Source organism: Chromatium okenii (assembly GCF_002958735.1).
In the GTDB taxonomy this organism is placed as follows: domain Bacteria; phylum Pseudomonadota; class Gammaproteobacteria; order Chromatiales; family Chromatiaceae; genus Chromatium; species Chromatium okenii_A.
This window is the reverse complement of the sequence record NZ_PPGH01000035.1, coordinates 601,885-622,234: the sequence shown is the minus strand read 5'-3', so window position 1 is coordinate 622,234 and position 20,350 is coordinate 601,885. Positions and strand designations below refer to the sequence as shown.

Genomic DNA, 20,350 nt, shown 5'->3' with positions numbered 1-20,350 from the left:
TAACTTCAAATTGAGAACGAAAGCCCGATCAGATGATGGTGAGCGGATGCTTCTTCGAGAACAACATTAAGGGAACACTACAAATAGATTTTTATTTGTATGAAAGCATTGATTTTGCTGGCTGTAAGCATGGCTACCGACTGAATAAATCCACTTTTTTAAATTAAAAATTACATTATCATTATTCTAACTAGGTCTTATTTAAGCTATCATGGACGAACTTATACAAACCCTGCATATCTTCAGGGACGTTATCTATAACCTGTTGCACGGATACATAATAAGGCGCTCTTTGTCCATGATAATCAACGACATTTCCCGTCTGTACAAATGGTAATTTTAAGGTAATTGCCCGCCGTGCTAATCGTGGTTCAATCATTACAAATACATGCTGACGCTGTACGAAGGTCATCATGGCGGCACTTGCGTAAAATAATGCAAGACTGAGTAAAGGAAATGTCCGTTGTTCGTTAGGTGAAGGATCACTATTCAATGCAATCCCTACTGGTGATTCCGTCTCACCAACCCTTCTCCGAAACTGGGTATGCACCGCTAACCGTGAACCTTCTGCAACATTCAAACGCGGTAAATGCGCAGGATGCAAAACTGGATCGGTTAAACTTTCACCACAAAAACGTTCCAGCGGTAATAAAAAGTCTGGTTCATTGTTTGCCATCACCATACGAACACAGCCAGCTCCTACACCAGTTGCACGATGAACAATCAAACAATGTTGTGCTAAAGCATCATAATCATCATGTTCCAACCCCCCGCACAGGCCTCACCTTCTAAATAACCAAATTCACGACAATACACATCATGGCGAATGCGAAAAATACGTTCTAATAAATCTGGTGTTCGCGCTGGAATAATTTCAAAATAATTGTGGAAATGATCACTTAATTGTGACGTACTCATTAGAATTTTACCTCACAGAAAATTCACTAAAAAGTGAAGGTTAAGTAACAAAATTGGGCTTAATCTGCATTTGTAAAACAAATAAATTTCAGCCGCAATTCTGTAAAGCAAAGCACCACCTCAATCGAGACCTTTTAACATGGAAAGCTACACCGTCGTTCGCCCTGAACACCTCAATCAATATGGTCATTTATTTGGTGGCTGCTTGCTAAAATGGGTCGATGAAATTGCATGGATCGCTGCCAGCCGCGATAACCCCGGCTGTAGATTTGTCACCATCGGCATGGATCGCGTCGCCTTTCATCGCGGTGTTCATCAAGGCGCAGTACTGCGTTTCGATGCTAGCGAGCAGTCACGCGGATGCACTTCAATCACCTACGTTATCCGCGTTTTTGCCGATGATCTCAATACTGGTGCAGAAGAAGCCATCTTTTCCACTTGTATCACTTTTGTTCGTCTCGATGAAACAGGGTGCAAAATTCCGTTACCCAATGCAACCATCGTTTAAACCCACCTTAATTCGTCAGTCCTATTTCATTTTGCTCTGCTCGCTAATCGGAATGACCGCTGCTTCACCAAAAACAATATGACCATGTTTGTTATTGCTCATTTGGAATTCACCAATTCCATTTTTACCGCCGTGATCGAGAATAATATCGGCATGACCGGTAATACCGTTATTACAACGAATGTTAAAAATTGAACTGGCATCACCAGCAAAAGCGTTGTATTGACCAATGCACTGTTTTTTCTGGTGATCGACTTTGAAGTAGGCAGCAAAAGCATTGGATAAATAACGTCCGCGATATTCTGCTCCATCATCAAATACCAGTAAAAACGGTTTATTCATTGGCGTTGGTGAAGTGGATTGCTGCTGATGGACGTTTTCATAATGTTCAATCACCGCAGTTAAACAGGTATGACGTTCTATAATTGGAATACTACTGCATTGAATCTGCGCATATTCGATTGGTGCAATCACCCTCGTGACACGACGGTAATCAATACGTTCGGGTTGATTGGCGCAACCGCTAATCATTAAACCGGAAATGAGCAGAAACTCAATTAACATAATGTTACGCATTCTGAATTCCGCTTAAACGTCAGGATGATGAATAAACGCATCAATAATCCACACGCCAATTCAATACTTCACCAGCCCGCAAAGGCACAATTTGCTCTGAACCAAAGCGATAATAATCAGGCACTTGCCATGATTCACGCCGCAGCGTAACTGTTCCCGCATTGCGCGGCAGAGTGTAAAAATCTGCGCCAAAATGACTGGCGAATCCTTCTAATCGCTCCAATGCGCCCGCCTGTGCAAACGCTTCGGCGTAAAGTTCCAGCGCGGCGTGGGCGCTGTAAATTCCCGCACAACCACAGTGCGTTTCTTTTGCGCCAACTGCGTGCGGTGCGCTGTCAGTGCCGAGAAAAAAACGCGGTTCGCCGCTCGTCGCAGCATCCAATAGCGCCAGCCGATGACGTTCGCGTTTCAACACCGGCAGGCAATAAAGATGCGGATGAATACCGCCAGCGAGAATCGCGTTGCGGTTATACAACAGATGATGTGGCGTAATCGTCGCTGCCAGCGTTTCAGTGCCAGCACGAACAAATGCCACTGCTTCTGCCGTCGTAACGTGTTCAAACACCACTTTTAATGCCGGAAATGTTTGGGTTAATGGCGCAAGCTGATCGTCGATAAACCGTTGTTCACGATCAAAAATATCCACTTCCGATGCAGTCACTTCACCATGTACCAGCAACGGCAGCCCAACCTGCTGCATCGCCTCCAAAACGGGATAAATGCGCTCCAACGCGGTGACACCATTGTCTGAATTGGTGGTTGCGCCAGCCGGATACAACTTGCAGGCGAACACTGCGCCGCTGGCTTTTGCCGTGATGATTTCCGCTGGCGCAGTGTCATCGGTGAGATAGAGCGTCATCAGCGGTTGAAAATCACTGCCAGCAGGCAATGCAGCAATAATTCGTGCTTGATAATCAGCTGCTTGCGCGGTGGTGACAATCGGCGGTTTCAGGTTGGGCATGATGATTGCCCGCGCAAATTGGCGAGCGGTGTGACCGATGACATCCGCCATCGCTGCGTCATCGCGGACGTGCAGATGCCAGTCATCAGGACGGGTGATTGTGAGGCTATCGAATTGATTCATCTGCGAAAATGGCTTTGTTTGAATTCACCCAGCTCCCTTTTTTTCAAAGGGAGCTGGCGTGATTTAACCTGCCAGCGGTCCGGCAGCCTTAATCCGCTCATCCACCTGATCGGCGAATTTGGTGAAATTGGCTTGGAACATGCCGGCTAATTTACGCGCCTGCGTGTCGTAAGCCGCACCATCCGGCCAGGTGCTGCGCGGATCGAGAATGCCCTCCGGTACATCAGGGCAGGATTCAGGAATTTGCAGACCGAAAATTGGATCAATCCGCGTTGCCACGTCGTCCAATTTGCCGTCGAGCACTGCGTTGACCATGGCGCGAGTGTGCGGAATTTTAATCCGGTCGCCCACGCCGTAAGCGCCGCCACTCCAACCAGTGTTAATCAGCCACACCGTGGTGTTGTGATCAGTCAAACGTTTGCCGAGCAGTGCGGCGTATTTTTGTGGATGCAGCGGCATAAACGGTGCGCCGTAGCAGGCGCTGAACACTGGTGCGGGTTCGGTCACGCCTTTTTCCGTCCCAGCGACGCGAGCGGTATAACCAGAAATGAAGTGATACATCGCCTGTTCTGGCGTCAACCGCGACACTGGCGGCAACACGCCAAACGCATCGCAGGTTAAAAACAGAATCGCGCTGGGATGACCGCCCATGCCGGTTTCGCTGGCGTTGGGAATGGCGCTGATGTGATAGCCGCCGCGAGTGTTTTCGGTCAGCGATTCGTCGTCCAAATTCAACCGACGATCTTCTGCTTCAACCGTCACGTTCTCCAGCACCGTGCCGAAGCGCATCGTGGTCGCGTAGATTTCTGGCTCGGCAGTCGGCGACAACCGAATCATTTTGGCGTAACAGCCGCCCTCAAAATTAAACACGCCTTCATTGCTCCAGCCGTGCTCGTCGTCACCAATCAAAGTGCGTGACGCATCTGCCGACAGCGTGGTTTTGCCCGTTCCACTCAGACCAAAAAACAGCGCAGTTTTTCCATCTGCGCCGATATTTGCCGAGCAGTGCATCGGCAGCACATCGCGGAACGGCATCATGTAATTCATCACGGTAAACAATGACTTCTTGATTTCACCAGCGTAGCTGGTGCCGCCAATCAAAATCAGTTTCTTGGCGAAATTGACCATGATGAAGGTTTCGCTGCGGGTGTTATCCAGCGACGGAATGGCATGAAAACGCGGCGCGTCAATCACCGTGAATTCAGGAATCAGGCTGGCGAGTTCACTGCTGCTGGGTTGAATAAACAGATTGCGGGCAAATAGGCTGTGCCAAGCGTATTCGGAGACGATTCGCACCGGCATTCGATATGCCGGATCAGCGCCAACATAACAATCCTGCACATAAACGTCTTTCATCTGGAGATAGGACGCGAGCCGGTGATGCACCAAATCAAAGTGCGCTTCATCAATCGGGCGGTTGATTTCGCCCCACCAGATATGCGATTTGCTGGTCTCTTCTTCGACGACAAATTTGTCATTTGCCGAGCGTCCGGTGTGATGACCCGTGCGCACCACCAGCGGGCCCATGTGGGATAACACGCCTTCGTGTGCCCGTAATGCCTGTTCATACAGCGCAGGCGTGGGCAAATTCCAGTGCACAGTGTTGAGGTTATACAGGCCGTGATGATCAAGCGAGTGTTCGCTATTCGGGCGTCCGGTCATAGTCATCGTGTGGTTCCGTCGGGGATATAGAGGAGTGAACATGAAAAGTATCGCTAACGGCTGTCAGTCGATGCAGTTGAGACTACACGATTATCAGATGCGACTGAACGGACGGCAATGCGCCCGTTCATTAAAATGATTATGGCGCAGTCTTTTTCTCAGTCATCGGAAGCTGCTGCGGCGACGAGGGCAGCAGCGCACTGGTGCTGCAACGGCTGGCGCAACTGGTGCATCCGTTGGCGCAGCAACTGGCGCAACTGCATCAGCAGCAGGCGCATTCTTTTTGTACCCTTGCGGCAGTGGGCGCTCACCTGAACACCGTCTTTGCGGGTCAGCGCCGCTTGCCAGCGACATTGTGCATTGCCTTCACAATCTGCTTGCGCTAATCCTTTACACACTGAATCCGCAGCACTGGCGGGTTGCCACGCGAATGCCGTAAATGCGGCAGCAGACAATAAGGCGATACGAACTGGGAATAAAACAAGTGATTTCTGCATGGGCTATTTCCTCAATCAAGGTAAACTTCGCTTTCTACACGAAAAAGCATGACAAGTAATGGCGTCGCCATCAGTATTTATGGAACCGCTGATCTATTTAATGTTCTCCACGTTGCCTTTTTAAAAGCATATTTTTATAGAGGGGATATTAAATAAATAGTTTTTGCTTTAGTGATTCAAAATAGTCAACCTCTTTATTAGGTAAAATTAAGGTACTCTTATGCTGTGAACTCTATATTAGGCTTTTAACAGCGCCTTTTTTGCTATTAAGAGATTAGCCAGAGCAAACAAAGTTTGTAGTTGCGCAGTGTTTTTCGCAAGCCCTTTATAACGTACCTTACGGTGCATAAATAGATTTTTAATAATGTGAAATGGATGTTCAACACGCGCGCGTATTTGCGCCTTAATTTTTTCAATCTGTTGCGTGAGATTTTTCAACAAACCATCATCCATTTTTTCAACTTTAGAACGTTTTTCAGCGATATTCCAACTGACTACTTTTTCATTAAATTTGTTTTTAACTTTTTCGCGTTTATCTGCACCAGTGTAGCCAGCATCACCAAAAACTTTTTGTTCTTGACCATGTAAAATGTTTTCAACTTGAGTGACATCATGCTCATTTGCCGCCGTGCCAACCACGGTATGCACTAACCCAGAATTAACGTCAACACCAATGTGTGCTTTCATTCCGAAATACCATTGATTTCCCTTGCGAGTAGAATGCATTTCTGGATCGCGTTCTTTTGCTTCGTTTTTTGTTGAAGAAGGGGCATTGATAATGGTCGCATCAACGATTGTCCCTTGATTTAACAACAATCCTTTCTCGCGTAACTGCGCATTGATTGTAGAAAAAATCACTGTAGTCAGTGCATGACGTTCGAGTAAATGGCGAAATTTCAACAGTGTTGTTGCATCTGGTACCGCTTCAACACTCAAATCAATACCTATGAATTGCAGTAATGATTGACTATCGTAAATTGCATCTTCCAGTGCCTCATCAGCAAGATGATACCATTGCTGTACAAAGTACATCCTTAACATCCGCTCTAATCCTATTGGCGGACGACCACGCTTACCTTGACTATCAGGGTAGTAATAAGGTGTCAATGCTTTAACCAAAGTTGACCATGGAACAATTTTTTCCATATCATTGAGAAAACGTTCACGGCGCGTCGTTTTCTTTTTTGCTAAAAATTCTGATTGTGCAAAAGAAAATTGTTTCATGCTGGTATCATATTTACATTACGACTGATGCCTATTTTATCATTTAGATCGCAACGATGCTGGCTATTTAATCAGTGTTTCCTTATCGCTCCAGCACCGGGCACAAATAGGTTAACTCAAATCATGCACAAATGGCTCATTCCACTCATGTTCATCACCTGCGTCACTAACGTTGGCGCAGATGAAATCGGCAGCGTTTCCACTAAATTCAAACTGATGGGACCAAACGACAAGGTTGTTATTGAGGTTTTTCAAGACGACGCCATTCCCGGCGTGGCCTGTTATCTCAGTCGCGCTAAAACCGGCGGCGTATCCGGTGCGGTGGGATTGGCGGAAGACACTTCGGATGCGTCACTGGAATGCAACCAAGTTGGCCCGATTAACCTGCCGGATGATGTGCGTTCGGGGCAGCGCAATGGCGAGGATGTGTTTAAGAAACGCACCTCGCTGTTATTCAAAACCCTGCAAGTAGTGCGTTTTTATGACGCGCCGCGTAACACCTTGGTTTATTTAAGTTATAGCGACAAAATCATTGAAGGCTCGCCGAAAAACAGTGTGACGGCAGTGGCGATTGCGCCTTGGGCAACCGCCGCACCATCGACTGCTACTGAACCACTGAAACGTTGAGAAGTTGCGTTAATTCAGGATGTTCGCTCTCACCTTTACAGGTTTGGCGCAACATCTGAGTATCACGCGCATCGCGCCCCACTGCCACCCGCAAATAGGTTGCATCGGCAAGCAGCCGCAGCGCCGGATCAATGCCGCGCCAGCCCCCGCCCGGAGTCAACACTTCGACCCAGTGATGCAGCGTTTGCGGACGCGGCGGTGTGTCCGGCGGGTCTTCATCGTCTGGATCAAAATAGGACGCATCGAGATAACCCGACACGAAACGGGCGGGAATGCGCCATTGCCGAATCACCGCAATCAATAAATGTGCGAGATCGGCTGCCGTGCCGCGCTGCGTTGTAAACAGTTCGGATAACGCGGCAACGGGGGTTTCAATCGTCGGATCAAACTCGGCAATTTCCGCGATCCAATCACTCGCGTCGCGCACCTGTTGCAATATCGGCACTCCATCGCGCCAAACTGGAATCACATGCGCTTCAATCTGCGGCAGTAACGCGGGCGTCAAGGCGCTGTGACTGAGCACGAAATCCCATAATCGCGGCGCTTGTCGCAAACTGTCGGCAATCCATTCCAATTCCCGCTCCGGCACAACTGCCAGAAAATCAAACGGATTTTCACGGTGCGTTTCAACCTCGGCAATGAGCGAAAACTCCAGCGTCTGATGCGCACCCAGCACCGTGAAATGATGCGCGAGATTGCCAAAGCCGTCGTAAAACGCGCTGGGCGTGGCGCTCGGTTCAACTTGCAGCGCCAGCGATAATAAACTTTGGCTCTCGTCGTTCCACGGCGCGAGGCGAATTTGGACATGATGCTCGCGGACGGCAGCAGCAAATTGAATGCGAAAGGCTTGTTCAAGATGATATTTCACGGCGCGTCTCCCAAATAAGCGTCGAAATAATCGACTTGCAGCGCATCGCTAAATGCGGCCAATCGCGCCAGAAATTCATCGAGATATTCATGCAGCCCTTGATCGAGAATATGCGCGGCAGTGATGCCGGATAAATGCGCTCGCAGCGCCAGCAATTGCTCGGTCACTGCGCCATTTGGCGAATGACCAATTCGCTCCAACGCTTGCGCAATACCATTCACACAATAGGTTAATGAACGCGGGTAATTCGGATTAAGCACCACGAATTCGACTACTTCTAGCGGATTGATTCCGCCTTGATATTGCCGCCGATAGGTTTCAAAACACGACAATGATTTGAGCAACGCGCCCCATTGGTAATAATCCAACGGTGAACCGACGCGACTTAAATCCGGCAGCAGCAGGTGATAACGCACGTCCAGAATCCGCGCCGTCATATCTGCCCGTTCCTGCAAACTGCCCAGCGCCGTAAATCCATACGCCTGACCGCGCATCATGGTGCTCTGGCTCAAACCGAAAAAGGTCGCCACTTCCCGATGCACGAAAGCGTAAAACTCTGCGGCTCGCCACGGCGGCAGCGTGGTCGCCAGATGTTTGTCGGTCGCCAGCCAAAATTGGTTGAGCGTTTCCCACATCGCGTTAGAAATGCGGTCGCGCACCACGCGAGCATTTTCACGAGCGAGTTTTAAGCTGTTGAAAAGACAGCCGGGATTGCTGCGATCCTGCGTTAACAGATGAATGACGCGCTGCACGGTAATTCGCCCGTCGGGATAAGCGCGAGCGTAACAGTCTTCCGCGTTGACGATGGCCAGCAGCGGTTTCCACTGCATCTCTTCGGTCGCGTTTTCATCCGCCTCCAGCATGTGTACGACGTTAATATCCAGCACGCGAGCGGTGTTATCGACCCGTTCCAAATGGCGTGCCATCCAATACAGTGATTCTGCAATTCGACTGAGCATCATGAGTCGGCCAGCACCCAAGTATCTTTGCTGCCCCCGCCTTGCGAGGAGTTGACGACCAGCGAACCTTTGGTCATCGCCACCCGGGTCAAACCGCCCGGAACTACTTCAATATCGCGCCCATAAATGGCAAAAGGACGTAAATCCAGATGACGCGATTCGAGTTCGCCGTCCAAATAACACAGATGCCGCGAAATCTGCACCACCGGCTGGGCGATGTAATTACGCGGATTTTCAACAATTTTGCGGGCAAAATCCGCACGTTGTACGGCAGTTGACGACGGTCCCATCAGCATTCCATAACCGCCGGATTCCGCCACGGCTTTAATCACCATCGTCTGCATGTTGTCCAGTACATACGCCAAATCCTGCGCGTTGGTCATTTGATAAGTCGGGACGCTGGCTAAAATGGGCGATTCGCCAAGATAATACCGAATGATGTCAGGCACATACGCATAAACCGCTTTATCATCCGCAATGCCCGCACCCGGCGCATTGACGATGGCGACTTGTCCGGCTCGCCACGCATTGATGACGCCAGCGACGCCGAGCATCGAATCCGGTCGAAACACCAGCGGATCCAGAAAATCGTCATCGACGCGGCGATAAATCACATCAACTTGGCGCAATCCCTGCGTGGTTTTGAGATAAACCTTATTGTTTTTGCAGACCAAATCGCGCCCTTCGGCCAATTCCACACCCATTTCTTTAGCTAAAAAGGTGTGCTCGAAATACGCGGAATTAAAAATCCCCGGCGTTAATACGACAATTACTGCTGAATCTTCACCACGCGGCGAAAGATGACGCAATGCTTGTAATAACAACTCAGGATAATGTTCAACGCGCCGTACTCGATAACGGGCGAAAAATTCCGGTAAAATGCGCCGTTCAATAATGCGATTTTCAATCATGTACGACACGCCAGACGGAGTGCGCAGATTGTCTTCTAATACCAAATACTGACCGGCTTCATCCCGAATTAAATCGACGCCGCTGATGTGTGTGTAAATATCGTGCGGCGGATCAATGTCCATGATTTCACGGCGAAAATCTTTACCGCGATAAATTAACTCTGGCGGAATAACGCCATCTTTCAAAATCCGTTGACCGTGATAAAGGTCTTTCAAAAACAGATTCAGCGCCCGAATACGCTGTTTAATGCCTGCTTCAATTTGTCGCCATTCCGCTGCCGGAATAATGCGTGGCAAAATATCGAACGGCCACACCCGCTCAATGCCTTCATCGGAATCGGAATAAACAGTAAAAGTGACGCCTTCATTGTGCAATGCGAGATGCGCATCATGGGCTTTAGCGCCGAGCATTTGCTGGCCAGTGATTTGGATGTGTTCCCACATCGGCAAATAATGACCACGCGGGCGAAAATCATCTTGATAAAACTCGTGAAAAGCCGTAAGTGGCCCTTCATGGCGATTCCGTAATGGTCCCGCAGTGCTGGATTGGAACTGTGTAAGCATGGGCTGTGGACTCCTGCAACCGCGCTTGTTTTTAGAAATCAGACAAAAATCATGCCATTTATTGCGTTGCCGTGCCCACCAAATGCCGTGCGATGGTTGGTCACGGTATTTGAACCAAAAGGTGGAGCTGGCGCGGAAAACGCACTATTGAAGTGCGGACAACGCATCGAGATCAGCGCCTTCTGACCTCTGGTTTATACTCGCGCTTTCGCTCACTTCGCGCTTAAAACCATGCACCAAACTGACGATCTGCGCATCCGCGACATCACTCAAGTTCGCTCGCCGCGTGCTCTGCACGATGAATATCCGCTATCTGAAGCGGCGGCATTGACGGTTTATTCCGCTCGCCATGCGATTCAAAACATTCTTAACGGTCACGATGATCGGTTATTAGTCGTGGTCGGTCCCTGTTCAGTGCACGATCCGCTGGCAGCGTTGGAATACGCGCAGCACCTTCAGCCGCTGTGCCGTGAATTGAATGAACATTTGCTATTGATTATGCGGGTATATTTTGAAAAACCGCGCACCACAGTAGGTTGGAAAGGTTTAATTAACGATCCCGATCTTGACGGCAGTTTCGAGATTAACAAAGGACTGGGAATCGCTCGTAAACTGCTATTAGATGTGAATGAAATGGGCATCCCAGCGGGCACTGAATTTCTCGATTTAATTAGCCCGCAATACATCGCCGATCAAGTGAGCTGGGGCGCGATTGGTGCACGAACCACGGAAAGCCAAGGTCATCGAGAATTAGCTTCCGGGCTATCCTGTCCCATTGGTTTTAAAAATGCGACCAATGGAGATGTGCGCGTTGCCATTGATGCCATTCATGCCGCTGCACGTCCACACGTATTCATGTCAGTCACAAAAGACGGGCAATCGGCAATTTTTAGTACCACTGGCAATAGCGATACGCACATTATTTTGCGCGGCGGTCAACGTCCGAATTACGATACGGAAAGCGTTAATATCGCTGCCGAGCAGATTATCGAAGCGGGCTTAATTCCAAAAGTGATGATTGATTTCAGTCACGCCAATAGCGCCAAGCGTCCAGAAAAACAATTGCGCATCTGTCAGGATGTTGCTGGGCAAATCGGACGCGGTGATCGGCGTATCATGGGCGCAATGATTGAAAGTCATTTAGTTGCTGGGCGGCAAAATCTTGATGCTCAAAAAGAATTAATTTTTGGTCAAAGCGTGACCGATGCTTGCGTGAGTTGGAATGACACCGTGCCAATGCTGTATGAACTCGCCGAAGCGCGAGTACAGCGGCAGCAAAGTTGTCGCTGATTGTATTCATCAACGCTGCGCCGTTAAATACGGCGCTATTATTGGGAGTCGCTGTTTATGTCTGCATCCTTCATTGCGCAAAATGATCTGGAACGTCAATTGATTGCTGCACAAAATGGCGAATTGCCACCAGAACAGTTGTTAATGACGCTGCTTAATTCTGAAGTGTTTATGCCGGTATACGAGTCGCAGCAAATCGGTGGTTTGCAAACCACGACTTCAACGGCGCAACCGCTGAAATTGACGACCGAAACGGGCGATGCAGTGCTGGTGTTGTTTAGCAGTCCCGAACGCGCAAAGGTATTTGTCGCAGATTTTCCGGGGTACGGCGGCGGATTAGTGACTGAATTTCGGTGGATTTTAGAAAAACTCGGCGTCGGTTATGCGATTACGCTCAATCCGAGTTTGGAGGTGGGAATGGATTTTGAAGCGCAGGATGTGGCGCAACTTGCTGCGCTGTCAGCGGAATGAATGCAATGCGTCACACCGCTGCCGGCGTGACGCGCTACACACTACAACCCCATCTTTTCAAAGAAATTCTTAACGCCATCAAGCCACGAATGCGACTGCGGATTGTGATGCGAACCGCCTTCCTGAACGCTGGACTCGAATTCTTGTAACAACTCTTTCTGCCGTTCGGTGAGATTGACCGGCGTTTCTACCGTCACGCGACAAATCAGATCGCCGAGCGCCCCGCCGCGCACTGGTTTCACGCCCTTGTTGCGAATCCGAAACAGTTGGCTGGTCTGGGTTCCGCCGGGGATTTTCAACATCACCTTGCCGTCCAGCGTCGGCACTTCCAATTCTCCGCCAAGCGCCGCAGTGACAAAACTAATCGGCACTTGACAATATAAGTTGTTGTCTTCACGGGTGAAAATCGGATGCTGCTGCACCTGAATTTGGACGTAAAGATCGCCGTTCGGTCCACCCTGTTCGCCGCGTTCACCCTCGTTCGCCAGCCGAATGCGGTCGCCGTTATCCACGCCAGGCGGCACTTTCACCGACAGCGTTTTCTCTTCCTGCAACCGCCCACGTCCTCGGCAATGCGGGCAGGGTTCCTCAATCACCGTGCCCGCTCCGCGACATTCGGGGCAGGTTTGCTGAATCGAGAAAAAGCCCTGCTGCATTCGCACTTGACCCGCGCCGCCGCAAGTCGGACAGGCTTTGGGCTGCGTACCGGGTTTTGCACCAGTGCCGTTGCAGAACTGGCAATCAACCTGCACCGGTAGGCGAATTTTGACCTCTTTGCCGTTGACTGCGTCTTCCAGTGAGAGCGTCAAGTCGTAGCGCAGATCATTGCCGCGCTGGGTACGGCGACCACCGGCGCGACCGCCAAAAATATCCCCGAAAATATCTGACCAAAAATATCGGAAAACGAACTTGCGCCAGCGCGTCCACCGCCGCCACCAAATCCGCCCGCGCCAGCGTCCACTCCCGCATGACCAAATTGATCGTAAGCGGAGCGTTTTTTTGGATCATTTAAAACATCATGTGCTTGTTTTGCTTCCTTAAATTTGCCCTCAGCTTCGGCATCGCCGGGGTTGCGGTCGGGATGATATTTCATTGCCAAACGCCGAAAGGCTTTCTTCAAATCGGCTTCGCTGGCGTTGCGCGGAACGCCTAAAACTTCGTAATAATCGCGTTTTGCCATAGTGTTGATTCCAGTCACAAACATCCGCTAACCCGCTGCCCTCAAAGGCAAAAAGCGCAGCGGCGAAGATGACACCGGTGCGCTTTCAAGCGATCAAGCAAAGACCGGCGGGCGGCCCTTGAGCTTATTTTTTGTTGTCCTTCACTTCCTCGAATTCCGCATCAACCACGTCATCCTTCGGTTTGGCTGGCGCTTCTTCAGATGCAGCGCCAGCCTCGCCCGGATTGGCATACAACCGCTCTGCCATTTTGCCGGAAACTTCGCCAAGTTCCTTGGTCAGGGATTCAATGCGCTCTTTATCTTCGGTCTTCATCGCTGCTTCCAGTGCAGTGATCGCCGATTCGATGGATGATTTCTCGCCGCTCTCAATTTTGTCGCCGAGCTGCTCCATCGACTTGCGGGTGGCGTGAATCATCGAATCGGCCTGATTGCGAGCAGCAACCAGCGCGTGGAAATGGCGATCTTCCTCAGCATGAGCCTCGGCATCCTTGACCATCTTGGCGATTTCGCCTTCCGACAAACCAGATGAAGCCTTGATGATGATTGACTGCTGCTTGTTGGTCGCCTTGTCTTTCGCCGACACGTTCAAAATGCCGTTGGCGTCGATGTCAAACTTCACCTCCACCTGCGGCACCCACGCGGCGCGGGCGGAATATCGCTCAAATCAAACCGCCCCAGCGATTTATTGCTGACTGCGCGTTCGCGCTCGCCCTGCAACACATGGACGGTGACGGCGGTTTGATTATCCTCAGCGGTCGAAAACACCTGCTGCGCCGAGGTCGGAATCGTGGTGTTTTTCTCAATCAGCTTGGTCATCACCCGCCGAGCGTTTCGATGCCGAGCGACAACGGCGTCACATCCAGCAACAGCACGTCCTTGACTTCGCCGCCGAGCACGCCGCCCTGAATCGCCGCGCCAATCGCCACAGCTTCATCGGGATTGACATCTTTGCGCGGGTTTTGCCAAAGAATTCCTCAACTTTGGCCTGCACCTTCGGCATCCGCGTCTGCCCGCCGACCAAATCACCTCGTCGATTTGTCCGGCAGCCAGTCCCGCATCTTTCAGCGCGATGCGGCACGGGTCGATGGTGCGATCCACCAGCTCATCCACCAGCGACTCCAGCTTGGCGCGAGTCAGCTTGACGTTGAGATGCTTCGGGCCGTTTTGATCGGCGGTGATATACGGCAGATTGATGTCGGTCTGCTGACTGGTGGAAAGTTCGATCTTGGCTTTTTCCGCCGCCTCTTTCAGCCGTTGCAGCGCCAGCGGATCGTTGCGCAAATCAAAGCCTTGGCTCTTTTTGAAATCCTCCACGAGGAAATCAATGATCCGCATATCAAAATCTTCGCCACCGAGGAAGGTATCGCCGTTGGTGGAAAGCACTTCAAACTGATGCTCGCCCTCGATTTCCGCGATCTCAATAATCGACACGTCAAAGGTGCCGCCGCCGAGATCGTAAACCGCGATTTTTTGATCGCCGCGCCGCTTATCCATGCCATACGCCAGCGCCGCTGCCGTTGGCTCATTGATGATGCGCTTGACCTCCAAACCAGCGATGCGCCCAGCATCTTTCGTCGCCTGCCGCTGCGAATCGTTGAAATAGGCCGGAACGGTGATCACCGCCTCAGTGACCGCGTGACCGAGATAATCCTCGGCGGTCTTTTTCATCTTCTGCAACACCTTGGCGGAGATTTCCGGCGGTGCCATTTTCTTGCCGTTGATCTCCACCCACGCATCGCCGTTGTCCGCCTTGACGATTTTGTAAGGCACCATGTCCTTATCTTTGGCGACAACCTGATCCTCAAACCGCCGTCCAATCAAGCGTTTAATCGCAAACAACGTGTTGGCGGGATTGGTGACGGACTGGCGTTTCGCCGACTGTCCCACCAGCACTTCGCCGTCATTGGTGTAGGCGATGATGGACGGCGTGGTGCGGTCGCCTTCGACGTTCTCAATCACCTTCACCGTGTCACCTTCCATCACCGCGACGCAGGAATTGGTGGTGCCAAGGTCAATACCGATAATTTTGCCCATAAAACTTCACGCTCCAAAAAGATGTTTAGGGAGAGCGCCGCAGCGCCCAGTCAAGATGTCAAATGGGGAAAAATCCCCGTTAATTCAAGCGGATTGCTCAGGAAGGCGCGGACGACACCAGCACCATCGCCGGGCGCACTAGGCGACCGTTAAGCACATAACCCTTCTGCACCACCGCAACCACCGTATTGGGGGCGACATCGGCGCGGGGCTGCATCGAAATCGCTTGATGAAATGCCGGATCAAACGGCTGCTCCAACGGATCAACCGCCGTCACGCCGAATTTCTCCATCACATCGCCGAGCAATTTCAAAGTTAATTCAGTTCCTTCGCGCAGTTTCTCGACATTGGCCGTCGCATCAAGCGCAGCTTGATGACCGAGTTCCAAACTGTCGCGGACTTGCAACAATTCGCGGGCGAAACCTTCCAGCGCGAATTTGTGCGCCTTTTCCAATTCATTCACATGGCGACGGCGAATGTTTTCCAACTCAGCGCGAACCCGTAACACCTGCTCGCGCTGCGCTTCGGCATCAGTACGGGCAGCGACGAGCGCAGCGGCGAGTTCTTCCGCAGTTACAACCGGTTCCGCTGGGTTTTCCAGTGCGACTTCCGCGCTGGGATCGGCAACCAAGATCACTTCATCAGTGTTATCAATGATCGGGTCAGGAGTGAGCGTTTGCGCTGCCTGCGCATCTTTATAAGGGTTTGATTTCATATTTTATTCCAGTGTTTAGTTGGCAGTTTTCAGTAGACAGTGGATTCGCAGTTTGCGCACTGAAAACTGACAACTCGTTTATTGCCGCAGCGCCGCAGTCAGCAGCCGGGCGGTGACATCAACGATGGGAATCACTCGTTGATAATCCATGCGGGTTGGACCGATGACGCCCAGCACTCCGACGATGCGATCATTCACCTGATAATTCGCCGTAACCAGACTGCAATCGCCCAACAGCGCGTAACCAGATTCCTCGCCGATGAAAATCTGCACACCGTCGGCAGCGATGCAGCGATCCAAAATGTGCAAAATCTCGCGCTTTTGATTGAACACATCAAAGAGCTGTTTGATGCGCTCCATGCTGGCTAACTCACCGAATTCCATCAGGTTTGTTTGCCCAGCGATAAAGCAGTCGTCGCGTTGTTCGGCGGCTGCCACCACGTCCTGCGCCAGCGCCGCTGCCTGCAACATTTGCTGATCCATGTCGGCATGAGTGTTTTTCAACTCTTCCACCAACCGCCGCCGCACTTCGCCGATGTCCTGCCCGGTGAACATCTGATTCAGATAATTCGAGGTTTGCTCCAACTGCGACGGCGTAAACGGACGCGCCGTGCCGATGACGCGGTTGTGCACCTCGCCTTCGTTCGTGACCAAAATCACCAACACCCGCGTTCCCGACAGCGGCAGCAGTTCAATCTGCCGAAAAACGTTGCTGTTATGGCGTGGCATCATCACCACGCCGGCAAGATGCGTCACCCCCGATAACAGCGTTGATGCCGTTTCAATCAGTGATTTCGCATCGGTACGCACATCAAAACGGTGGCGCAGTGCGGCGATGTCATCTGCCGACGGTTGGTGCCAAGTCAACAACGAATTCACGAACAGCCGATAACCGGCAACCGTCGGCACACGCCCGGCGGACGTATGCGGCGACACCACCAGTCCCATTTCTTCCAAATCAGCCATCACATTGCGCACGGTTGCTGGACTCAAATCCAAACCGGTGTCTTTTGCCAGCGTGCGCGAGCCAATCGGCTGACCTTCGCGGATATACCGCTCCACCAGCACTTTCAAAAAGTGCAAAGCGCGGTCACTCACCGGTGTTTCAATGCGTGAGGTCTCGGTCGTCAAGGTTGTTTTACCAGTGATAACAGTGGTTTGAAAAGGTTGACCTGAGATATGCCAGCGGTGGCTGGTGGTGTTAGCACTCACCGTTAAAGAGTGCTAACACGCAATTTAGGGATCGTGATCGAGGCTGTCAAGACTCAGCTCGCGTCAATCGTGCACAATTCATGCGCAGTGCTACTTTCAGCGCGTCAACGCAACATTTAGGCTGTCTGCGGAGCGATTTGTGAGTTGTTAAGCGGAAAGCATGGTCACGATAACGCAGCAAAGTCGGTTGCATTCTGAATTGATGATTTGAATGGTGGGGCAAATCGCCGATTCCAGTACGCAACTCACATTGTGACAAATTAAGATTTAATGCCAATAAGAAAACTCCTCATTCTTAATGCGGAACGGGTGGAAATTAATTAAGCTGGTTCTAAAGGACTGATAAATGAAAGGCTGGGTTTACATTATTTCCAATGAAGCAATGCCGGACTTTATTAAAGTTGGCTACTCCACAAAAGACCCAGCCGAACGTGCAAAAGAACTTGGCACTGGTGCGCCATATCCGTATCAAGTCCAGTACGAAATTTTGGTTGAAGACCCGAACAAGATCGAAAAAACAGCACACAGCATTTTATCTTTTCTAAACGAGGGTAAAGAGTGGTTTCGATGTGATGTTTCTGTCGCAGTGAGGGCGATTAAAAAAGCCTGCGAAAATAAAACGATTCATCTTGAAAACTATCCTTGTAAAGCAAGCGAATCTTCGGAGAACACAACACTAGAGTTAAAAGAATTTGATCCTCCTCATGTGAGCAAAAAAATTACTCCGGCAGTGCCCCGATTTGCAGAACAGCATTCTCTTAATATATTGAATAAAAATGATAAATGCCAGAGTGATCCTAAGAATTGGAGCACTACTCCCGTTGAATATGTTATTAATAAAACTGAACAAAATCGCTCTGCGTTTATTGATGCTTTAAATAAAGTGTTGTTGGCGTGTGAGGGGCGCACAGTCGTCACCGATAACAACATGTTTTGGTATACGAGTAGAGAAAACACATTATTTGTAGATGGCATGTTCAAAACCGCGCCGATTGCGCGTCATAGTCTGAAAGAAGATTGGTTTATCATTACCCTAAAGGGTTTCAAGGACATCTGCGCGGAACACAATATTGATATAATCTGGTTCAAGAAGGAGTTAAACCGCAACGGCTTAATGCTATCTAAAGCTCAACTACGTCTTGACTCCAGAGAGCGTATGTGTCTATTTAGGGGCACATCATTAAGGGAAAGAAACGTACAAATGCGAGTGATAGGAATCAATATGGCAGAGAAATCTCGCCACACTGAAACCCAACAACCGACCCAAGGAAATGCTGATTTATTTGGCGAATAATCACGTTCTGATTAGTAAATTCAACATTTAATAAAATCTAAGTTTTACCACATTAAAGCCCATTTAATTCGGAGCATCCGCGTGACTTGTCGTATTCAAATCGCCCAATTTAATCCCGTGGTTGGCGCAGTCGCTGCCAACGCTACGCGCATCATTGCTGCTGCTGCCCAAGCGCAGGAAGCTGGTGCAGATTTGCTGCTGTTTCCCGAACTTGCGCTCACCGGCTACCCGCCAGAGGATTTGCTGTTGCGCCCAGAATTCATGCAGCGCGTGGAAACCGCGCTGACACAAATTCGCAATGCAATCAATGGCATCACGCTGGTGCTGGGTTATCCGCTGCGCACCGCCACCGGATTGTTCAATGTCGCTGGAGTGCTGCGCGATGGCGTCGTGATTGCCGAATATGCCAAACAACAGTTGCCCAATTACAGCGTGTTCGACGAAAAACGCTATTTTCAGCCGGGCACGACGGCGACCGTGTTTACACATTGCGGCATTAAATTCGGGCTGAGTGTGTGTGAGGACATTTGGCAGGATGCGCCGACGCGCCAAGCAGCAGCGGCTGGTGCGCAAATTATTTTGAATCTCAATGCGTCGCCGTTTCATGCTGGCAAAATCGCTGAACGTGAAGCGATGGTCGCGCAACGCGCCATTGATCACGGTGTGGCGATTGTGTACGCCAATTTGGTCGGTGGACAAGATGAATTGGTGTTTGATGGCGCATCATTCGTGGTGGATCGCAGCGGGCAAATCGTGGCGCGGGCTGCCGGTTTCGTGGAAACAACACTGACAGTTGAGGTCGCGGATAACGGCTTGATTGAGAAATCCCCCCCGCCCCCCTTTTTCAAAGTGGGGAGAAAGAAAAGCCCCCCTTTAGCAAAGGGGGGTTGGGGGGATTTGGATTTGATGAATTAGCGACGATCTACGCCGCGCTGGTGCTCGGAGTCCGCGATTACGTTTACAAAAACGGGTTTAGCGGCGCAGTGCTCGGATTATCTGGCGGCGTGGATTCCGCATTGACGCTGGCAATTGCGGTGGATGCGCTGGGTGCAGAGCGGGTGGAAGCAGTGCTGATGCCCTCGCGCTACACCGCCGACATGAGCAACGTTGATGCGTTAGAACAGGCGCAGTTGCAGGACGTGAAAACCCAGACGATTCCGATTGAGCCAGCATTTCAGGCCTTTTTGACGCTACTCGCACCGAGTTTTGCCGGGCAACCGATTGATGTCACCGAGGAAAATATCCAAGCCCGTTGTCGCGGGGTGATTCTGATGGCGATCAGCAATAAAACCGGACGCATTCTGTTAACCACCGGCAATAAAAGCGAAATGGCGGTTGGTTATGCCACGCTGTACGGCGACATGGCGGGCGGATTTGCGCCGCTCAAAGATGTGCCCAAAATGCTGGTGTATCGGCTGGCGCGGTATCGCAACACGCCAGCAGTCGTCATTCCTGAGCGAGTATTGACGCGCCCACCGTCGGCGGAATTGCGCCCCGATCAAACCGATCAAGACAGTCTGCCGCCGTATGACGTGTTGGACGTGATTTTGCAGCGTTATATCGAAGAAGATCAAAGTGTTGACAGCATTGTCGCGCTGGGTTATCCCGAAGAAATCGTGCGGCGCGTGACGCGCTTGGTGGATCGCAACGAATACAAACGGCGGCAATCTCCACCCGGCGTGCGGATTTCAACCCGAGCATTTGGGCGTGATCGCCGTTATCCCATCACCAGCGGTTTTTAACGGCAGCGTTGCGG

Annotated in this window: 18 protein-coding genes and 3 pseudogenes; 7 read left to right on the top strand and 14 right to left on the bottom strand. The window is 50.7% G+C overall.

Features of this window, described 5'->3' with window-relative positions; genetic code table 11:
- Positions 1-190 precede the first annotated feature (190 nt).
- Together CXB77_RS11285 and CXB77_RS11280 are read right to left on the bottom strand one after the other, a co-directional pair.
- Positions 191-766, bottom strand: coding sequence for a PEP-CTERM/exosortase system-associated acyltransferase (locus CXB77_RS11285; protein WP_172452639.1), 576 nt, complete (start codon positions 764-766; stop codon positions 191-193).
- Entirely contained in the window at positions 739-918 is a 180-nt protein-coding gene (locus tag CXB77_RS11280) for a hypothetical protein (RefSeq protein WP_105073945.1), read from the bottom strand. Before CXB77_RS11280 ends, CXB77_RS11285 begins: the two co-directional genes overlap by 28 nt.
- A gap of 139 nt (positions 919-1,057) precedes the next feature.
- On the opposite strand from CXB77_RS11280, the gene CXB77_RS11275 reads away from it, so the two are divergent.
- Positions 1,058-1,426 (top strand): acyl-CoA thioesterase, encoded by a 369-nt coding sequence (locus CXB77_RS11275; protein ID WP_105073944.1) that lies wholly within the window; start codon positions 1,058-1,060, stop codon positions 1,424-1,426.
- A gap of 21 nt (positions 1,427-1,447) precedes the next feature.
- Here the strand turns inward: CXB77_RS11275 and CXB77_RS11270 are convergent, their stop codons facing one another.
- The 5 genes from CXB77_RS11270 to CXB77_RS11250 all read right to left on the bottom strand — a co-directional run bounded on the left by CXB77_RS11270 (position 1,448) and on the right by CXB77_RS11250 (position 6,469).
- Entirely contained in the window at positions 1,448-2,002 is a 555-nt protein-coding gene (locus CXB77_RS11270) for a hypothetical protein (RefSeq protein ID WP_105073943.1), read from the bottom strand.
- Positions 2,003-2,042: 40 nt separating this feature from the next.
- Positions 2,043-3,086 (bottom strand): dihydroorotase, encoded by a 1,044-nt coding sequence (gene pyrC / locus CXB77_RS11265; RefSeq protein ID WP_105073942.1) that lies wholly within the window; start codon positions 3,084-3,086, stop codon positions 2,043-2,045.
- Positions 3,087-3,149: 63 nt separating this feature from the next.
- Positions 3,150-4,754 (bottom strand): phosphoenolpyruvate carboxykinase, encoded by a 1,605-nt coding sequence (locus tag CXB77_RS11260; RefSeq protein WP_105073941.1) that lies wholly within the window; start codon positions 4,752-4,754, stop codon positions 3,150-3,152.
- Between the two features lie 152 nt (positions 4,755-4,906).
- Positions 4,907-5,245, bottom strand: coding sequence for a hypothetical protein (locus CXB77_RS11255; RefSeq protein WP_105073940.1), 339 nt, complete (start codon positions 5,243-5,245; stop codon positions 4,907-4,909).
- 237 nt (positions 5,246-5,482) lie between these two features.
- Positions 5,483-6,469 (bottom strand): IS5 family transposase, encoded by a 987-nt coding sequence (locus CXB77_RS11250; protein WP_105073789.1) that lies wholly within the window; start codon positions 6,467-6,469, stop codon positions 5,483-5,485.
- 123 nt (positions 6,470-6,592) lie between these two features.
- On the opposite strand from CXB77_RS11250, the gene CXB77_RS11245 reads away from it, so the two are divergent.
- Entirely contained in the window at positions 6,593-7,096 is a 504-nt protein-coding gene (locus CXB77_RS11245; RefSeq protein WP_105073939.1) for a CreA family protein, read from the top strand.
- Here the strand turns inward: CXB77_RS11245 and CXB77_RS11240 are convergent.
- Genes CXB77_RS11240 through CXB77_RS11230 form a run of 3 tightly spaced genes read right to left on the bottom strand, consistent with a single transcriptional unit; the run spans position 7,074 to position 10,398 of the window.
- On the bottom strand, positions 7,074-7,964 hold the full coding sequence (locus CXB77_RS11240) for a transglutaminase family protein (RefSeq protein ID WP_105073938.1): 891 nt from the start codon (positions 7,962-7,964) through the stop codon (positions 7,074-7,076). The genes CXB77_RS11245 and CXB77_RS11240 overlap by 23 nt on opposite strands.
- A complete protein-coding gene (locus CXB77_RS11235) occupies positions 7,961-8,923 on the bottom strand; it encodes an alpha-E domain-containing protein (protein WP_105074062.1) in 963 nt (320 codons plus the stop codon). The genes CXB77_RS11240 and CXB77_RS11235 overlap by 4 nt, the downstream gene beginning before the upstream one ends.
- The gene (locus CXB77_RS11230; protein WP_105073937.1) at positions 8,923-10,398 is read right to left on the bottom strand and encodes a circularly permuted type 2 ATP-grasp protein; all 1,476 of its coding nucleotides are present in this window, start codon (positions 10,396-10,398) and stop codon (positions 8,923-8,925) included. Before CXB77_RS11230 ends, CXB77_RS11235 begins: the two co-directional genes overlap by 1 nt.
- A 51-nt stretch (positions 10,399-10,449) precedes the next feature.
- Between CXB77_RS11230 and CXB77_RS23100 the strand changes: the two genes are divergently transcribed.
- Genes CXB77_RS23100 through CXB77_RS11220 form a run of 3 tightly spaced genes read left to right on the top strand, consistent with a single transcriptional unit; the run spans position 10,450 to position 12,159 of the window.
- Positions 10,450-10,584, top strand: coding sequence for a hypothetical protein (locus CXB77_RS23100; RefSeq protein WP_277949391.1), 135 nt, complete (start codon positions 10,450-10,452; stop codon positions 10,582-10,584).
- A gap of 45 nt (positions 10,585-10,629) precedes the next feature.
- On the top strand, positions 10,630-11,688 hold the full coding sequence (locus CXB77_RS11225) for a 3-deoxy-7-phosphoheptulonate synthase (RefSeq protein WP_105073936.1): 1,059 nt from the start codon (positions 10,630-10,632) through the stop codon (positions 11,686-11,688).
- A 57-nt stretch (positions 11,689-11,745) separates the two neighbouring features.
- A complete protein-coding gene (locus CXB77_RS11220) occupies positions 11,746-12,159 on the top strand; it encodes an SseB family protein (protein ID WP_105073935.1) in 414 nt (137 codons plus the stop codon).
- 41 nt (positions 12,160-12,200) lie between these two features.
- Here the strand turns inward: CXB77_RS11220 and dnaJ are convergent.
- The 4 genes and pseudogenes from dnaJ to hrcA all read right to left on the bottom strand — a co-directional run bounded on the left by dnaJ (position 12,201) and on the right by hrcA (position 17,237).
- Positions 12,201-13,339, bottom strand: a pseudogene (gene dnaJ, locus CXB77_RS11215) (molecular chaperone DnaJ).
- A 124-nt stretch (positions 13,340-13,463) separates the two neighbouring features.
- A pseudogene (gene dnaK / locus CXB77_RS11210) lies at positions 13,464-15,373 on the bottom strand (molecular chaperone DnaK).
- A gap of 97 nt (positions 15,374-15,470) precedes the next feature.
- Positions 15,471-16,088, bottom strand: coding sequence for a nucleotide exchange factor GrpE (gene grpE, locus CXB77_RS11205; RefSeq protein WP_105073934.1), 618 nt, complete (start codon positions 16,086-16,088; stop codon positions 15,471-15,473).
- 78 nt (positions 16,089-16,166) lie between these two features.
- Positions 16,167-17,237 carry a heat-inducible transcriptional repressor HrcA gene (gene hrcA, locus CXB77_RS11200; RefSeq protein WP_431520724.1) on the bottom strand — a complete coding sequence of 357 codons (1,071 nt, stop codon included), beginning with the start codon at positions 17,235-17,237 and terminating at the stop codon, positions 16,167-16,169.
- A 409-nt stretch (positions 17,238-17,646) separates the two neighbouring features.
- Between hrcA and CXB77_RS11195 the strand changes: the two genes are divergently transcribed.
- Complete coding sequence (locus tag CXB77_RS11195) at positions 17,647-18,594, top strand: GIY-YIG nuclease family protein (protein WP_105073933.1); 948 nt, start codon at positions 17,647-17,649, stop codon at positions 18,592-18,594.
- Between the two features lie 81 nt (positions 18,595-18,675).
- Positions 18,676-20,336 (top strand): annotated as a pseudogene (locus CXB77_RS11190) (NAD+ synthase).
- Positions 20,337-20,350: the final 14 nt, after the last annotated feature.

Excerpts from the sequence above, each read along its gene's own strand:
- CXB77_RS11280 (WP_105073945.1), bottom strand. The coding sequence starts at position 918 with ATGAGTACGTCACAATTAAGTGATCATTTCCACAATTATTTTGAAATT.
- CXB77_RS11275 (WP_105073944.1), top strand. The coding sequence starts at position 1,058 with ATGGAAAGCTACACCGTCGTTCGCCCTGAACACCTCAATCAATATGGT.
- CXB77_RS11270 (WP_105073943.1), bottom strand. The coding sequence starts at position 2,002 with ATGCGTAACATTATGTTAATTGAGTTTCTGCTCATTTCCGGTTTAATG.
- pyrC (WP_105073942.1), bottom strand. The coding sequence starts at position 3,086 with ATGAATCAATTCGATAGCCTCACAATCACCCGTCCTGATGACTGGCAT.
- CXB77_RS11260 (WP_105073941.1), bottom strand. The coding sequence starts at position 4,754 with ATGACTATGACCGGACGCCCGAATAGCGAACACTCGCTTGATCATCAC.
- CXB77_RS11255 (WP_105073940.1), bottom strand. The coding sequence starts at position 5,245 with ATGCAGAAATCACTTGTTTTATTCCCAGTTCGTATCGCCTTATTGTCT.
- CXB77_RS11250 (WP_105073789.1), bottom strand. The coding sequence starts at position 6,469 with ATGAAACAATTTTCTTTTGCACAATCAGAATTTTTAGCAAAAAAGAAA.
- CXB77_RS11245 (WP_105073939.1), top strand. The coding sequence starts at position 6,593 with ATGCACAAATGGCTCATTCCACTCATGTTCATCACCTGCGTCACTAAC.
- CXB77_RS11235 (WP_105074062.1), bottom strand. The coding sequence starts at position 8,923 with ATGCTCAGTCGAATTGCAGAATCACTGTATTGGATGGCACGCCATTTG.
- CXB77_RS11230 (WP_105073937.1), bottom strand. The coding sequence starts at position 10,398 with ATGCTTACACAGTTCCAATCCAGCACTGCGGGACCATTACGGAATCGC.
- CXB77_RS23100 (WP_277949391.1), top strand. The coding sequence starts at position 10,450 with ATGCCATTTATTGCGTTGCCGTGCCCACCAAATGCCGTGCGATGGTTG.
- CXB77_RS11225 (WP_105073936.1), top strand. The coding sequence starts at position 10,630 with ATGCACCAAACTGACGATCTGCGCATCCGCGACATCACTCAAGTTCGC.
- CXB77_RS11220 (WP_105073935.1), top strand. The coding sequence starts at position 11,746 with ATGTCTGCATCCTTCATTGCGCAAAATGATCTGGAACGTCAATTGATT.
- grpE (WP_105073934.1), bottom strand. The coding sequence starts at position 16,088 with ATGAAATCAAACCCTTATAAAGATGCGCAGGCAGCGCAAACGCTCACT.
- CXB77_RS11195 (WP_105073933.1), top strand. The coding sequence starts at position 17,647 with ATGAAAGGCTGGGTTTACATTATTTCCAATGAAGCAATGCCGGACTTT.